Below are 16,284 nucleotides of genomic sequence, written 5' to 3' on the forward strand. Positions count from 1 at the left end.
CCGCTTTCGTGACGGCACCGACATTGGGAAAGGTAAAATTAAAGTGACTGGTTATTAGGGCGACGTTGCCATCGGCCCCATGCGTGACGGTTCGATCAACTTGTCCAAATCCATTTGGTCTTCGTCGCCTAAGTAATCGTGGTGCTCATCGTCGTGATCGCCATGGTGATGGGCAACCATCGAAATGAACAACACCGTCAAGAAAGTAAAAATGAACGCCTGCAAGAAGCAGATGAACAGTTCAAGCAAAGTTAGCAGGATGCCGCCAAAGATCACGGACAACTGGACGCCGTAACCGAGTCCTTTGGAATATTCAGCAGCCATAAAGACCAAACCGATGAACGCAGCGATCACAAGGTGACCGGCCATCATGGTTCCGAAAAGTCGCATGGCAAGCACGACACACTTAATGATCAGCCCCACCCACTCCAACACATAGAGCGGAATTCCGATCAATAACATCGCTGGGTCGTCCCAGCCGATCGGATTGAAGTGAGAGAAGAACGCCTTGGCTCCGGTTTCTTTGATCCCGATGTAAATGATCGCGATGAAACTACCAATCGCCAGGACAACATTCAGCGACAAGTTCCCCGTCGCGGTGCCGCCCCAATGCGAAAGATGCGAATCGCCGGTCGCTGAATAAAGCAGCGATCCGATCGGCAGCAAACCCATCACGTTGGAGAACAGAATGAAAAAGAAAATCGTCCAGATGTAGTAAATGTATTTGTCAGTCAGATGGCCCAAGTTCGGGCGAACGACTTCGTCGCGAATGAACCAGCACATGGTTTCAAACAACTGTGCGATGCGGCCTTTAGTTTTGAATGCCGACAGCCCTTCGCCTTTTGTTTTCACACGACTGGCAACATAAAAGAAAACCAGCAGCACCGAGATTCCCGCAACCGCACTCATCATCAAGTGGTTGGTGATGAAAAAATCGTAGACACCATCTTTGATGAATAGAGCTGGCACGCTTCCATCGCCCGGCACGTCCACGCTGAAGATAGGCTCTTCATGGAGATTGTGCGGCACCACGTGGGAAACCGGATCAGCGGCACCCAGCAACAGATTGGTCGGCAGCAAATTCATCGGCAGGAGGTTCATCGGAAGCAGTGTTTCCGGCCAGGGTGATATTAGGTGGTGGTTCAATCAGGCAGCGTAACTTAAGCAACGTCTAACGTGTTGGGCACAAGCCCTGACACAATCAGCGGAGCGACCGTCGAAGTCGCATCCAATTGGGGCAATTTCCGGGCGAGCCAAGTGACTTCGACACACGTCAAAACCACATACCAGCCGATCGTCAGCGCCGCGATCCAGTTGACCGATTCGGCAAATTGATAACGGCACATCACGAACAGTGCAACGGTGGCAACCATGCGTAAAATGATTCCGCCGAAAACCGGCCCCAAGTAGTTCTGTTTTTTTGTACTCGCCGACACCGTTCGGTTAGACGCCAGCTGAGGTGTCCATTCGCTGACTAGCCCAGGCATCAACGAAACCGCCGCAACAATCCCGCTCAGGACCGTCACCAAAACCGTCTGCCGCACAAATTCCACTGCGAACACAGTCACAGCCAAAATCAGAATCAGCGATAACGCGACCCAAACCATTCCCGACACGACCAGCGCGCCGGTAAACACGCGAGCCGGTTTGGCTGCGGATGAATTGCGGGCGATGCGAACGGGTGAAATCACGTTGGGTCGTCTGCCGAGCAGCCTTTACTGGCCAACTCTTCGGGGGAGTAGTTATTGGGGTGTCTGCGAAACGCGTTGAATGAAGCGAAACATACCGAACGCAAAACCAACCAGCGTTCCCGCAGCGGCACCGTAAGGTTTGTCGTGACCTCGCTGCAAATCGATCACGTATCCGATTGCAGCCAGACCAAGCGAGTAACTGGCCAACTCCATTCCCAAGCCGGCGAATTTCATCCACGGCTTGGACGGGGAAGACGAATCAGTCGAATCCGCCTCTAAATCGTCGTCTTGCGTCATGGATCGTTCCTCAAACGTGCAGCAGTCTGACTCTTTTGAACCAAATCGCCAGTAGAAGCGACGGATCGCCGCACCAAAAATGTCGTTTTTTTCATCGATGAAAGCCAACTCGCTTTGCTGCGACGATTCTCGTTTTGCGTCGGTTCGGCCGTCGTGCCAGCGTTTTCGGTTGAATCCTTCATTCCATGCCAGTCGCTCATTCGCTCCAGGCAATGATTCAGCCAGACGTTGATCCCCCCGGATTCGACTGGTCGCTGATCGAACTTGGTCAGTCAAAGGTCTTGGTTAGCCAGGGTAGCGCCATCGACCGAGTCCTTGTTCGCCTGAGATCCACAGAGACCTACTTCCCCTCCTTAGTTGGCGTGCTTGTGGCAATCACTAACGCCGGGTTGACAGCCAAAAGCACCGCAAAATGAACAAAAAGCCACTATCCTTTGACCTGTTAGGCGAAATGCACAGCGAAGAAAAACTATCTCTTTTCTAACGATCGAACCGGCGAAAAACGGGTTTTATTCCTCCAGCGGGTGAATTTCTCCCATTACGTGTCTAGAAGAATCTGGAACCCGTGACATAATGATTCCGGTGATGATTATGCCATTACTGACAGTTGAGCGGCCTGGAAATCCCCGCCAAATCCCTTGCTGGGATCGATTCTCCAGGTTGAAACAACAGGTCAGCGAAGCACGAGCACTCGTGGCATTTTCACAGCGATTAGTCGATCCAACCCACCACTTGGGGGCACCGACTGGCTGCTTTCACCAAACGCTGGGACGCAGTGACAGGGAAGCGGCGATTTGCTGATCCGACCCGTTGGGCCGAGTGATATCGCCATGGATGACATCAAAACACAACAGGCTTTCGGTGATTCGCAATGGATCGCTGACCCCTTTGCAGCTGGGAGAATTCAAAGTGATCAAAACCGCAGACTTAAAAGCACAGACTCGTCGGGAACTGGCTGATCTAGCCAAAAACTACGGGGTGCCCAAATGGCACGCGATGAAGAAAGACGAACTGGTCGACGCTGTCACCAAAGCGCAACGCCGACTCCGCCGGCAAGCAGGCTCCAGCAAAACGAGCACTGCCAAGTCCAGCCCGACCGCGAAAAAGTCCTCGCGAAAAACCCCCGCCTCCAAAGCTTCCCGACCTGCCGCGACTGCATCATCTAGCTCCAAAACCAACGGCACCCTCCGGGCATCCAAATCGTCCTCTGCTAAAAACAAAGCCAGCTCTTCCAAAACAACTTCGCTCAACGATCGCCCCATCCCTGAGCCTCGCCCGCCTCGCGTCTCACCTAAGACCGCTCGAATCCGAGCTCAAATGAAAAAGCGGCGCGAAGCCATCCAGAAGAACAAAGACATCTCAACCGGCACGCTTGTCGGCGGCGCAGCAGTCAAAACGGGTTCGGATCGCTCACGCGGCAGCGAGCCTCACAAAGACCGCGTCATCTTGTTGGTTCGCGATTCATTCTGGCTTCAAGCCAGCTGGGAAATCACGCAAGCCAGCGTCCAGCGTGCCCAAGCCTCCATGGCCGAAAAGTGGCACACCGCCAAACCTTGCGTGCGAGTTCTAGCGGTCGGTAGCGTCGCGGAGAATCGCGCCGAAACCGTCGAACGCGACATCATGATTCATGGTGGCGTGGATACTTGGTACATCGATGTTCAGGATCCACCATCGCGCTACCGAGTGTTGGTCGGTTACTTGGCCGACAATGATCAGTTCTACACAATCTGCCGCAGCAACACGGTCGAAACTCCCCAACCCGGCGAGTGCGAGCGATTGGACGAACACTGGCGTGACATTGCCGAAGACTACGAACGTGTCTTCTCCCTGAGCGGTGGCTACGACAGTGACTCGGGCGATCTGCGTGATGTCTTCGAAGAACGCCTGCGTCGCGCCATGCCTTGCCGTGGCGACAAAGGGCAAACCGTCGCTGAGCCGTCATTGCTGCGTCAGACTCACTTGCCATTCAATGTCGATGCCGAACTGATTGTCTTCGGCAAAACCGCACCAAACTCGTCGGTGACGGTCGCGCAAAAACCCGTCAAGCTTCAGCCCGACGGATCGTTTACCGTCCGAATGCAGCTTCCCGACAAACGACAAGTGCTGCCAATCACAGCTGAAAGTCGCGACGGTCTGCGTCAGCGAACAACCGTCATTGCTGTCGAACGCAACACGAAAGTGATGGAAGCAGTCGAGCTAGACGATCGACTGTAATGCAAATGGTTGAGTCCTAAAAAACAAAGAGCCCAGTCGTGAACCGGCTGGGCTTTTTCGTGGGCCTGCGACTTATAATCTCAAAATCATATCCCCAGCTTACACCCCAAAGACTTTGCTCATGCTATCTGCACTTTGCCGATCCACCCTCGCGTTTACCGCCACCGTTTGCCTGCTAACAGGATTCGCTGCCGCCGACAAACCGGCCGGCGACCAATCCGATTCCATCAACATTCTGCTGATCACCAGCGGATGCTGCCACGACTACGATTTCCAAGCCAAAGCGATGCAACTAGCGTTTGAAGAACGCGGCGTCAAAGCAAACTGGACCGTCGTCAACGAAGGCGGCAAGGGCACCGAAGCGGAAATCGATTTCTACAAAAAAGATGACTGGGCCAAAGGGTTTGACGTCGTCATTCACAACGAGTGTTTCGCCAAGACGACCAACGCCGATTACATCCGTGGGATCACGTCGCAACACCACACCGGTATCAACGCGGTTGTCATTCACTGCGCGATGCACACTTATCGCGACGCAACGATCGATGACTGGCGAGAATTCTTGGGCGTGACCAGTCGCCGCCACGATCACCAAAGCCACTACGCTGTCAATGTCCAAACCGCCGACCATGCCATCATGAAAGGCTACCCGGACGGCGAAAAATCCGCGAAGGACGAACTTTACATCATCGAAAAAGCCTGGCCCAACACGACCGTGCTCGCCACATCCAAGAGCGAACGAGACGGCAAGGAACACCCTGTCTTCTGGACCAACACGTACGGCAAAGCACGCGTGTTCGGCACCACCTACGGTCACTCCAACGAAACGTTCGAGAACAAAACGTTTCTCGACACGCTGACCAAGGGAACCCTCTGGGCCGCCGGCAAGCTGGCGGCAAAAAAAGCAGAGTAGTCCCGCCAGCCCCCAGTCGTACTGCGAGGCCCCACTCGGCCGATCCTGCGAGGCCTCGCTCGGCCCATCGCGAAGCAAAGAAACACATCCCCTCATCTCGCCAGAGCCTGACGGGGATGACTGGCAGCAGCTTACTCTTGCAGCTTCGCGGCCATCAGCGCTGGAGCTTTGCCGCCATCAGAGTGTTGTGCAGCAACATCGCGATCGTGAGCGGACCAACGCCACCTGGCACAGGCGTGATGGCTCCCGCGACTTCTTTCGCAGCTTCAAAATCCACGTCGCCGACCAACTTGCTGCCCACTCGGTTGATGCCAACATCAACCACGATCGCTCCTGGCTTGATCATGTCGGCCTTGATCATTTGGGGAATGCCCACCGCCGCGATCAAACAATCCGCCGTTCGGCAAACTGCCCCCAGGTCCGCGGTCCGGCTATGAGCCAGCGTGACTGTCGCGTTCGCAACGTCGCGTCCACAACTGCCGTCTTTCTGGGCCAGCATCATCGCCATCGGTTTGCCGACAATATCGCTTCGGCCCACCACAACGACGTTTTTCCCCGCGACGCTGTGCCCCGTTCGATGCAACAATTGAACGATCCCGTGCGGCGTGCACGGCAAAAATCGCGGCCGACCTTGCATCAACAGACCAACATTGACGGGCGAAAAAGCATCGACGTCTTTAAGCGGATCCACCGTGTCGAGAACTTCCCGTTCATCAAAACCAGCACCGCCGTTGCCGTCTTTTGGAAGCGGCAATTGCACCAAAATCCCATTCACAGTCGCGTCATCATTCAACTGGCCGACCAAATCGATCAACTCGCCCTGGCTAGTCGACGCATCCAATCGGTGGGTGCGACCTTCGATGCCGGCTTTCTCGCAAGCGCGGTTTTTATTGCGAACATAGACCTGGCTGGCAGGATCTTCGCCGACCAACACAGCGGCCAAACACGGTTTTGCACCGCCATCTGCGACAAAAGACGCCACATCGGCTGCGACATCGGCCCGAATCTCTCCGGCGATCTTTTTTCCATCCAATAGCTCTGCTGACATCTGAATCCTCGCTACCGTGTTGTTAATATCTGAATTTTGATCGCCATAGTGACATTTTGCGGCGATCGTTATAGTTAGCCTGACCGCCCAAGTCGCGGATCACCCTAGGAGAGTCTGGCAAAACCGCCGCTCTCGCCTCACAGCTGCAAACGAAATCACACAGGATTTGTGCCTCGATGTCTACCGACGCGCCAAAGTTAAGCCCCGTAGAGAAGATTAAGCAGGCTAGTAATTTCCTCGAAGGCTCAATTCCAGAGGAACTGGCGGAATCGACGGATCACTTCAACAAGGACAATCTGCAACTGTTGAAATTCCACGGGACGTATCAGCAGGACGACCGTGATGTGCGCGCCGAACTGAAGAAAACCGGCGGCGGCAAAGCCTACACCATGATGATTCGCTGCCGGATTCCTGGCGGTCGGATCACTAGCGATCAGATGCTGGATCAATTGAATCTCTGCGAAGAGCTTGCCAATTCCACTCTGAAAATCACAACGCGGCAAACGCTGCAATTTCACGGTGTATTAAAAGACAATCTGCGTGAGACAATCAATCGCATCAACAAGGCTCAACTGTCAACGTTGGCGGCCTGCGGCGACGTCAATCGAAACGTCATGTGCTGCCCAGCCAAACGCAACGACGGCATCCGATCTGAGATGGTCGAAATGACGGACAAACTGGTCGTCGCACTTGCTCCCCAAACGTCTGCGTATCACGAGCTATGGCTGACGGATCCCGAGACAGGCGAAAAATCGCTGGAAGGCGGTGGAGAGGGCGACGTCATCGAACCACTGTATGGGCCAACGTATCTGCCGCGAAAATTCAAAGTCGGTATCGCGCTGCCCGATGACAACTGCATCGATATCTACACACAAGACCTTGGATTTTTGGCGGTCGTCCGCGACGGAAAAATCATCGGCTACAACGTTTCGGTCGGTGGCGGCATGGGCACGACACCGTCAGCAAAGAAAACGTTTCCAGCGTTGGCGATGCGGATGGCATTCTGCAAACCCGATCAAGTTGTCGAAGTCGCCAAAGCCGTCGTCGGCGTCCAACGTGACAACGGCAATCGCGCCGACCGCAAAGTCGCAAGACTGAAGTACTTGGTCGCCGACTGGGGCATCGAAAGGTTCCGAGCCGAAGTTGAAAAGTATTTCGGCGAACCGTTGGAAGATTGCACCGAAGACGATGTCACCGAAGTAGACGACCACATGGGCTGGCAAGACCAGGGTGATGGCAAGTGGTCTTACGGTTGGAACATCGAAAACGGCCGTTTGTACGACAACGAAAAGCACCAGCTCAAAGCAGCACTACGTGCCGTCTGCAACGAATTCAAAACCAATCTTCGCATGACTGCGCACCAGAGCATCATCTTTTGCGATATCGATGAAGCAGACAAAGACAAACTGATCGGATTGCTAAAGGAAAACAACGTTCCGGTGACCGAAGAAACGAGCACGGTCCGTCGCTGGTCGATGACTTGTGTCGCGCTACCGACCTGCGGATTGGCGATCACCGAAAGCGAGCGTCGCTTGCCCAGCATCATCGACGGACTCGAAGAGCCTCTGGCGAAACTCGGTTTGGCGGCAGAGCGTTTCACGATCCGAATGACGGGATGCCCCAATGGTTGTGCACGTCCTTACAACGCGGACCTAGCGTTGGTTGGCAAAGCCAAAGGCAAGTACACGCTATTCGCCGGCGGCGGCTGGCTGGGCGACCGACTGAACTACATCTACAAAGATCTGGTACCCGATGACATCGTCGTCGACGAACTGATCGGCATCTTCGCCGCCTTCAAAGCCAATCGAAAAGACGGTGAATCGCTCGGTGCATTTTGCACCCGTGTCGGTGGCGAGGACTTGGCCGTCATGGCCGATGCTGCCCCGCGGCCGTAGCCCATCGTTGGATTTGAAAGTCCCACGGCGAATCGGCCGCTTGCTAACTAGCAGGTTCGATAGCACGCTCAACCTCTCGCCTACGAGAGGTTTTGAGTAGCGTGGCGCAATACTTGCCTTGGCGCACACGGTAAGATAAGTGAGTTCTCCACCACCACTCACTTATGCTGAAGGCAAACGATGGCCGCTAAACCGACTGATTTTTCTCGTCGCGAATTGTTGCAACGCGGACTAGGTGTTGCAGCGGTCGCAGGACTTGGCGGCTCGATGCTGCAGAACACTTTGGCCGACGAGAACCATGACGCCACACCGTCGCGGGCAAAGTCATCGAATCCGATTGCCGTGTCGACGTATTCTTACTGGCGATATCGCGACGACAGCAAGCTGACGATCCTGGAGTGCATCGATCTTGCCGACAAAGCAGGCTTCGACGGCGTGGAAATTCTGCACGTGCAAATGGAAGACACTTCCAATGCGATGTTGCAGCAAATCAAACAGCGGGCATTCAAATATGGCCTGGACCTTTGTGGTTTTTCCACTCACCAGTCGTTTGTAAATCCGGATGCCGACAAACGCCAAGAAAACGTTGATCACACGATCAAGTGCATCGAACTGGCGTACGCGATGGGCATTCCAACGATCCGCGTCAACACCGGCCGCTGGGGAACATCCGGCAGCTTCGATGAACTGATGGCCAACAAAGGCATCGAACCGAACTTGGAAGGCTACACCGACGACCAAGGATTCGACTGGGTCTACGAAGGTTTGGAAAAGTGTTTGCCAACGGCCGAAAAGTGCGGCGTTGTGCTAGGCCTGGAAAACCACTGGGGCTTGGGGCGGACGGCCAAGGGTGTTCTGCGATGCATTAACCACATCAATTCGCCTTGGCTGCGTGCGACCTTGGACACCGGCAACTTCTTGGAAAATCAGTACCAGCAGTACACCGAACTTGCACCCGAAGCGGTCTTTGTTCAGGCCAAGACCTATTTCGGCGGTGGAACTTGGTACACGCTGGACATCGACTACGACCGAGTTGCAAAAACGCTTCGCGATGTCGACTACCGTGGCTACATCTCGCTTGAGTTCGAGGGCGAAGAAAAGCATGAAATCGCGATCCCCAAAAGCCTAGCGATGCTCCGCAAAGCATTTGCCTAATCGAATGATCACATGTAAGTCAGCGTGTTCTGCTAGCAACTCACACGCACAATCCTTACAGACGGCACGGCCCTAACAGCGCTTGGTTGGTAGGGTTGTCACGGGCGTTTTTCATGCGACATAGTCCCTTTGGCTGGTCGAAAGAAAGTGGCAAGACGGAATGGATTCGGTCTGACCACGTAAAATGAACGCGCCTAAGGATTGGGCAACAATGCTGGATTTCTCATCGCTCGATAGTCTCTCGCGATCATTCTTTGCCAAAGACGACACACTCGTTGATCGTCGCAATTTCCTGCGCGGAGCTACCGCCGCAGGATTGCTACCGTTTGGCCTCGGCGGACAACCCAGGGTCAACGATGGCGGACTGATGATCCCAGTGAACCCGCTGAAGATCGTGCGTGAAAAACGATTCGACACCCTCGTCGCGATCGTTCACGCTCAGATTGACGCACTGTGGTGTGGCCGACAAGGCGACAACGCTTGCCAAGTCGCCAACGACATTCTGTGCTATGCGTCCTATCTTCCGCGGCGAATCCAACACGGCACCAATGTCGCTCTACTGTGGCTGGATACCTATTCGCTAAAACACATGCACCGCCGACTGCATAAGCTTTCGCCGCAAAAGATCCGTCAGGTACTCAACCAAGGCGAATATCCACGCACACGCTTTTCGCCGCCATTGATTTTGTGGGAAGAAGATCATCTGCTGCATTTGGCCGCCAGCGGACTGATGATGCTGGGGCGAATGGTCATCCATTCGCGCACGCCTGCGAGAAACTACATCGGGATGGGATGGTCCGAAACTTGCTCTCAGCCCAAGCATATCGTCACCGCACCCAAGCCACCGCTGGCCGATCTTTCCCAGCACTACGACGTTTGCATCATTGGTAGCGGCGCAGGCGGAGCAACTGCGGCGAACCGTTTGACCGCGGAGGGCAAACGTGTCTTGGTCGTTGACCTTGGTGATTTTGTTTCGCCGGATGCGTTGATTCAAAAAATCCCGCAAGCCGACGGTTCGGTAAAACTTGCGCCGCCGCGGAGCGACCAAGTTCTCTACACGCTGTACAAAGACGCGGCAGGACAGATCGCTGGCGGTTTGAGCAAAGTCGACTCCAAACTAGACTTGGCGACCAAGTCGCGTCGCAGCAAGATCCCAGTCAAACAGTCGATTAACATTTGCCAAGCACGTGTTTTTGGCGGCGGACCTTACGTCAACAACGCGATTCACTTGGCGATCCCCGAGACCGTTTACAACGAGAAATGGATTGGTCGGCAGCCCACCAATGTTCCGTTTGAACAGCTCGACGAGCTGATGACTTCGATCACGCACGAACTGGGTGTTAACACCGAAGTCACCGACACGCAGATCAGCGATCGTAGCCAGCGGTTCCGTGACGGCTGCGAGGCCTTGGGCGAAGAAGTCCAGCCGCTTCCCGTCGCCATGCGAAAGAAATGCCTCGGCTGCGGCAGTGACAACTCGGTCGATCCGTTTGGTGATCACATTGGCGGCATTCACGAATACGTTCCGGGCGGGCCAAACAGTTTCTTGGTCCAAGCGATGAACAACGTTCAGCCGCTAGAGGTTTCTTACCGGACGACCGCCAATCGACTGCGGATTGGCCGCGATGAGGACGGGGCACTCCGCGTCAAAGGCGTCGATGTGCATCGCGTCGAAGAGTCCGGTTGCCACACAAATACCACCATCAACGCCAACGAATACGTTGTTGCAGGCGGCGTCGGCGCGACGACAAAACTGCTCAGCCAAAGCCTGGGCGCAGCCGGTCTGCGTAATCAACACATCGGCAAACGACTGACGGCCAACGTCGGCACGGCCGTGTACGCGATGTACGACAAACCCATCTGGCCTGCGGGCAGCGGTCGCCCCGAACCGGGCGTGACGCAGTGCTTCTTGGTTGATCGCCGCATGGTGGAACACAATGGCAAGGTCGTCGAAGAACCAGCCCTGGAAAACTGGTTCCACTTCCCCGGCACAGTCGCTTTGGCGCTGACCGGTTGGTTCAGAGAATTTGCCTGCGTGATGAAGAAATTCAATCACCTTTCCATGTCCGGCATCGTCGTGCCGACGGAAGTCCGGTGCGGAAACTATGTCGATTCCTGCGGCAAATTCCACCTCGAATTGGACTGCAACGAATTCGAGACACTGCTCCTGGGCATGCGTCGAATCGCCCGAATCTACTTTGCCGCGGCTAAACCTGACGACGGAGTCACACTGCACTTGCCGACCAAATCGCTGCTGATGCGAGGCGGTTGCCCACTGCGAATTCGCACGATGGAAGATTTTGAATGGGCGCTGTGTGTGATTCGCAAGCGTGGCCCCGCCTACATCAACTTGCTCAGCACGCACCCGCAGGGCGGTTCGGCATTGGGCGATGTGGTGGACACCGAGACCTTCCAAGTCAAAACCGACTGTGGCGAACGAATCGAAAACTTGGGCGTCTCGGATGCGTCGCTGTTCCCCGCCGGCTGCGAAATCAATCCTCAGTTGACCGTGAAAGCACTTTCAACGCTTTCGGCTTACCAAGTCAGCCAGCGGTGCAGCGCCGCCTAAAAACAGCGAAGTCGTAAAACCGATTACCAGCCGCTGGCGCTAGCCACAGGCCTCGCTCACAAGCCCACAAAGATCAGCTCGCGAGCTGCTGTTGCTCGCCCGCGCTGCAAACGTTTGACACTACAGCGTGTCAAAAATCCGATCGCCTGCATCGCCCAGTCCGGGCACAATGTACGACTGATCGTTCAGGACGTCATCAATCGCAGCGACGTACACTTTCACATCCGGATAGTCACGTCCAACGCGATCGACGCCGAATTGTGATGCGATGATGCTTAGCACGCGAATGTCGCTGACGCCCCATTTTTTCAGACGCTCGACGACCATTTCGATCGAACCGCCGGTGGCAAGCATTGGATCTAACACCAAAGCGACATTCGGCGCGTTTTCGCGGGGTAGTTTGTCGTAGTAACCCACTGGTTCGGCCGTCTCTTCGTTGCGATACAAGCCAAGGTGCCAAACGGCGGCGTCGGGCAGCAAATCTTGCAGGGGATCGACCATTCCTAGTCCGGCTCGCAGGATCGGAACCAGCCCCACGTTGACGGACAACGATTGGCAATTGGCATCCGCGATCGGCGTCGTCACTTTTAAAGCGTCAGTTGCCAGGTCAGCGGTCGCGTAGACCCCCAAGAGCATCGCCAGACGCTTGATTGCCAGACGAAATTCGCTGGGACGCGTCTTGGCATCGCGCACCGTGCAAAGATGATGTTCAACCAGCGGATGGTCGATTTTTGTCAATTGGCTCATGGTGACTTCTCGCCGGGACCGGCTTGGGCGATCAAGCATTGGCCCGATCGATCACCAGCCTGACAATTCACAGACGGTTAAATCGTCGTTCCGACGCCTGAGAAGCCCGGGGCCAATGTAAAAAGAAGCGGATGGGGTGGGATTCGAACCCACGGTACGCGTGAACGTACGCCAGTTTTCAAGACTGGTGCAATCGACCGAACTCTGCCACCCATCCTGCGCTCGAAAACACTTTAGCAAACGTTTGCCAATCAAGAAACCTCGCAATGTCGAAGCAGCGTCGACCACGTTTAAAAACAGAGTCCTCCTGGCCAAGCATGACGTTTTTCGTCGCGTTTAAACGCCTTACAGGATTTGGCCGGCATTCACCCGCAACCGCCGCCGACCAGCAGTTCCTGCAACGCATTTCGCTGCGTCTGCGGATCGTTCGCCGCTTGAATCTGTTTCAGACACTGAACTTGCCGCAAAGTTGTCGGCACCGCAGCTCTTGAGGCCGGGAATTCAGGCACCAGAGCGTGGCAGATGGCCGCCATCAGTTCGGGCACCCCTTGGCCCAACGTGGCGACGGTGTGGATGTCGAAGCTGTTCGCATCAAGATCCGGATTGGCGAACTGTTCGAGCAAGTCGGCTTTATTGAGCACGTCAATCTTGGATCTGGCTGAATCGATGCAGCCAGGAGCGATTCCCGCTGCCTCGAATTGCAAGGGAGTTGCCACCCAAACAACCAAATCCGCGTCGGCAATAGCCTGATTCGCCCGGCGGATTCCCTCTTGTTCGATTTCACCGTCGCCGTCGCGAATACCAGCGGTGTCACTGAGCCGAATCGCCAAGCCATCGATCACGGTATTGGCCTGCAATACATCGCGCGTCGTGCCTGGCTGGTCCATGGTGATACTCCGGTCGTAGCCCACGATCGCATTGATCAGACTGCTTTTACCAACATTGGGCGGACCTGCCAGAACCACTCCAAACCGATCCGGCAGACGAAGGCCCAGTTCGGCGAAACGCAAGATTTCGTGGGCTTCACGCTGAATCGCGTCCACCGACGCGTTGGCCTGAAGCGATTGGCGACACCAGTTCAACAAAGCCCCCCGAACTTGGTCCAAGGCGATCGCGGCGCTGCGTGCCGTTGTGCAGCGACAGAGCACTTCTTTTGACTCGCGAATCAAAAGCGGAGTCGCGGCTTGCCAATGCTCGCTTTGCCAATCGACGACATGGACACCATTTTGCCGCAAGTCATCCAAGATGCGACTGGTCGCGGCGATGCCCCCGTGGCAGTGAATCTCAAATTCTTGTTGCTCAATCGGCAAGACTACAACCGACTCAGACGCTTGGCCGATGCTTGTGCTATCCGCTGAATCGCCGTGCGAAACGGCATCGCCGCACCAATTGCCGTAGCGAATTTGTCCCTGACGGAAGGGCCTCTTTGTCGCTGGAGCAAAACACTGCTCGATGGTCTCAGCAGCCAAAGGCCCGGTGATTCCAATCACTGCGATCGCAGAGCGACCGACTCCGGTCAACAGCGATGCGGTTGTTGTGGTCGGGACGACGACATTCGAATCGTTTTGCGAATCAGACAAAGAGGCGATCGAGTTTCGAGTTGAAGGACAACATTTCAGTGAAGACAAATCCAGATTGTTGGATAGACTATTGCGACTGCACTTGATTGACTTCCTTGATATTCATCCGTGAAACCCCGCGTGGTTATGGCCAAAAGAAAGCCGGATCTTTCTTCGATGCGCGACGAGCGGTTGCTCGACATGCGGATGTGCGATTTGAAATTATCAATCGACCAATCCAATCTTGGTCGACGCATCAATCAACTTCATCGCGAACTAGCCGGTCGCGAACTGAATTTCAAACCGCACTGCTGGCTCAGCGAAGAGTGGTTTTCTCCTGACGACGTGCCCGGAATCGCGATTCCATTTTATCTGGCTCATCCACGCCTGACGCGTCTCGAGCGTAAACAGCTTCTGGAAGTCGAAGGTGGTACGCACGAAGGTTGCATGAAAATCCTGCGACACGAAGCCGGACATGCGATTGATACCGCGTTTCGCCTGCGACGCAAAGCACGCTACCGCGAGTTGTTTGGTAAACCGTCGCAAAATTACCCAGAATACTATCAGCCCAACCCGTCCAGCCACGATTACGTTCTGCATTTGGAAATGTGGTACGCTCAGTCCCACCCGCTGGAGGATTTTGCGGAGACGTTTGCCGTATGGCTACGTCCGGGATCACGTTGGCGAAAACGATACTCCGATTGGCCGGCAATCGAGAAACTGCATTACGTCGATGAAATCATGAAGTCGATTCGAGGAAAAAAGCCGCTCGTTACGACCCGCCAACAGGTCGATCCACTGTCGCGCATCCGAAAATCGCTGCGTACCCACTACCAGCGAAAGCGTTTGCATTACGGAGTCGATTTTCCCAGCATCTACGACAAAGACTTGCGCAAACTGTTTTCCAATAGCGACGAACACCGACGCAATATGACCGGTGCGGCGTTTCTCAGTCGCATTCGCAACGAACTTCGCCGGACCGTTGCCCACTGGACGGGCGAGTACAGCTACACCATCGATCAAGTGATTCAAGAAATGATCGAACGCTGCCGAGAACTCAATCTCCGATTGGGCAGTCCAGCGGACGAAGCCAAGCGAAATGCCATGATTCTGGTCGCCGTTCGCACGACGCACTTCTTGCACGAAGGACGCCATCGAGTCGCCATATGAGCAAACTGAAAGTGCTGGTGTTAGTACGCGACGGACACGTGCCACCCGAGACGCTCGAAGGAGTGTCTGAAAAAGAACTGGATGCGTGGAAAGCCGAATTTGACGTCTGCGAAACCCTGCGCCGTTTGGGACACGAAATTTTGCCGATCGGAGTCTATGACGACCTGGCGCCGATTCGGCAAGCATTGCGTGATTTCAAACCAGACATCACTTTCATGATGCTGGAAGAATTTCACGGGGTCGCCACGTACGACTTCGCGATCATCAGCTATCTGGAACTGAAACAACAGCCTTACACGGGCTGTAATCCTCGCGGTCTGTTGCTCAGCAAAGACAAAGGGTTGAGCAAAAAAGTTCTGACCTACCACCGGATTCCCACGCCTCGTTTCGCTGTTTTTCCGCGAGACAAAACGGTTCATCGGCCCAAGAAGCTTGAGTTTCCGCTGTTCGTCAAATCGACCGTCGAGGACGCTTCGTTTGGGATTTCGCAGGCATCAATTGTATACAACGACGAACAACTGATCGAGCGAGTCGCGTTCATCCACGAAAAAACCGATGACGACGCGATTGCGGAACAGTACATCGAAGGCCGCGAACTTTACGTCGGCGTCTTGGGCAACAATCGGCTACGAACCTTTCCCGCATGGGAGATGGATTTTGGCAAGATGCCCGATGACATCGCCAAAATTGCGACCAGCGAAGTGAAATGGAATCACAAGTATCAAGACAAACACGGGATCACGACTCACGAAGCGGCTGATCTAGATGATGCGATGAAGGACAAAATCTCCAAGATCTGTAAACGGGTTTATCGCGCACTGAACATGAGCGGCTACGGGCGAATGGACTTGCGGCTGACCGACAGCGGCCAAGTCTATGTGATCGAAGCGAATGCAAATCCCAATATCGAATACGGAGAAGACTTCGCCGAATCAGCCGAAACCGTTGGGTTGACTTACGAAGCACTCCTGCAACGCATTTTGAATTTGGGGCTTCGCTACAAGGCCGCTTGGATGACGGGATAGG

13 protein-coding genes and 1 tRNA gene are annotated in these 16,284 nt (G+C 54.8%); 7 read left to right on the forward strand and 7 right to left on the reverse strand.

The features are described from left to right. Positions 1–54: 54 nt before the first annotated feature. The 3 genes from atpB to K239x_RS24835 are packed head-to-tail and all read right to left on the reverse strand — an operon-like array spanning position 55 to position 2,264. The gene (gene atpB / locus K239x_RS24825) at positions 55–1,101 is read right to left on the reverse strand and encodes a F0F1 ATP synthase subunit A (RefSeq protein ID WP_419189365.1); all 1,047 of its coding nucleotides are present in this window, start codon (positions 1,099–1,101) and stop codon (positions 55–57) included. A 59-nt stretch (positions 1,102–1,160) separates the two neighbouring features. Continuing rightward, entirely contained in the window at positions 1,161–1,691 is a 531-nt protein-coding gene (locus tag K239x_RS24830; RefSeq protein ID WP_145421010.1) for a hypothetical protein, read from the reverse strand. Between the two features lie 51 nt (positions 1,692–1,742). Next, positions 1,743–2,264, reverse strand: a complete 522-nt coding sequence (locus K239x_RS24835; protein WP_145421011.1) for an AtpZ/AtpI family protein — start codon at positions 2,262–2,264, stop codon at positions 1,743–1,745. Between the two features lie 633 nt (positions 2,265–2,897). On the opposite strand from K239x_RS24835, the gene K239x_RS24840 reads away from it, so the two are divergent. Both K239x_RS24840 and K239x_RS24845 read left to right on the forward strand, forming a co-directional pair. Next, positions 2,898–4,202: a DUF4912 domain-containing protein gene (locus K239x_RS24840; RefSeq protein ID WP_145422562.1), complete on the forward strand. Its 1,305-nt coding sequence runs from the start codon at positions 2,898–2,900 to the stop codon at positions 4,200–4,202. Positions 4,203–4,323: 121 nt separating this feature from the next. Beyond that, a complete protein-coding gene (locus K239x_RS24845; RefSeq protein WP_145421012.1) occupies positions 4,324–5,115 on the forward strand; it encodes a ThuA domain-containing protein in 792 nt (263 codons plus the stop codon). Between the two features lie 154 nt (positions 5,116–5,269). Here the strand turns inward: K239x_RS24845 and K239x_RS24850 are convergent, their stop codons facing one another. Next, the gene (locus tag K239x_RS24850; RefSeq protein WP_145421013.1) at positions 5,270–6,163 is read right to left on the reverse strand and encodes a bifunctional 5,10-methylenetetrahydrofolate dehydrogenase/5,10-methenyltetrahydrofolate cyclohydrolase; all 894 of its coding nucleotides are present in this window, start codon (positions 6,161–6,163) and stop codon (positions 5,270–5,272) included. Between the two features lie 176 nt (positions 6,164–6,339). Here K239x_RS24850 and K239x_RS24855 point away from each other — a divergent pair, with 176 nt between their 5' ends. From K239x_RS24855 to K239x_RS24865, 3 genes are all read left to right on the forward strand, one after another. Next, positions 6,340–8,058, forward strand: coding sequence for an NADPH-dependent assimilatory sulfite reductase hemoprotein subunit (locus tag K239x_RS24855; RefSeq protein ID WP_145421014.1), 1,719 nt, complete (start codon positions 6,340–6,342; stop codon positions 8,056–8,058). 267 nt (positions 8,059–8,325) lie between these two features. Then, the gene (locus K239x_RS24860) at positions 8,326–9,213 is read left to right on the forward strand and encodes a sugar phosphate isomerase/epimerase family protein (protein WP_145422563.1); all 888 of its coding nucleotides are present in this window, start codon (positions 8,326–8,328) and stop codon (positions 9,211–9,213) included. A gap of 211 nt (positions 9,214–9,424) precedes the next feature. Further along, the gene (locus tag K239x_RS24865; protein WP_419189366.1) at positions 9,425–11,782 is read left to right on the forward strand and encodes a GMC family oxidoreductase N-terminal domain-containing protein; all 2,358 of its coding nucleotides are present in this window, start codon (positions 9,425–9,427) and stop codon (positions 11,780–11,782) included. Positions 11,783–11,902: 120 nt separating this feature from the next. On the opposite strand, the gene upp is transcribed toward K239x_RS24865, so the two are convergent. The 3 genes from upp to K239x_RS24880 all read right to left on the reverse strand — a co-directional run bounded on the left by upp (position 11,903) and on the right by K239x_RS24880 (position 14,109). Continuing rightward, complete coding sequence (upp, locus tag K239x_RS24870) at positions 11,903–12,529, reverse strand: uracil phosphoribosyltransferase (RefSeq protein ID WP_145421016.1); 627 nt, start codon at positions 12,527–12,529, stop codon at positions 11,903–11,905. A 128-nt stretch (positions 12,530–12,657) separates the two neighbouring features. Beyond that, positions 12,658–12,746 (reverse strand) — tRNA-Ser (locus K239x_RS24875). 148 nt (positions 12,747–12,894) lie between these two features. Beyond that, the gene (locus K239x_RS24880) at positions 12,895–14,109 is read right to left on the reverse strand and encodes a GTPase (protein WP_145421017.1); all 1,215 of its coding nucleotides are present in this window, start codon (positions 14,107–14,109) and stop codon (positions 12,895–12,897) included. Between the two features lie 186 nt (positions 14,110–14,295). Here K239x_RS24880 and K239x_RS24885 point away from each other — a divergent pair, with 186 nt between their 5' ends. Together K239x_RS24885 and K239x_RS24890 are read left to right on the forward strand one after the other, a co-directional pair. Next, entirely contained in the window at positions 14,296–15,258 is a 963-nt protein-coding gene (locus tag K239x_RS24885) for a putative zinc-binding metallopeptidase (protein WP_473163595.1), read from the forward strand. Further along, positions 15,255–16,283 (forward strand): D-alanine--D-alanine ligase family protein, encoded by a 1,029-nt coding sequence (locus K239x_RS24890; protein ID WP_145421019.1) that lies wholly within the window; start codon positions 15,255–15,257, stop codon positions 16,281–16,283. Before K239x_RS24885 ends, K239x_RS24890 begins: the two co-directional genes overlap by 4 nt. The last annotated feature ends 1 nt before the right edge of the window (position 16,284 follow it).

Origin of the sequence: Stieleria marina (genome assembly GCA_007741555.1) — a bacterium.
GTDB lineage: Bacteria > Planctomycetota > Planctomycetia > Pirellulales > Pirellulaceae > K23-9.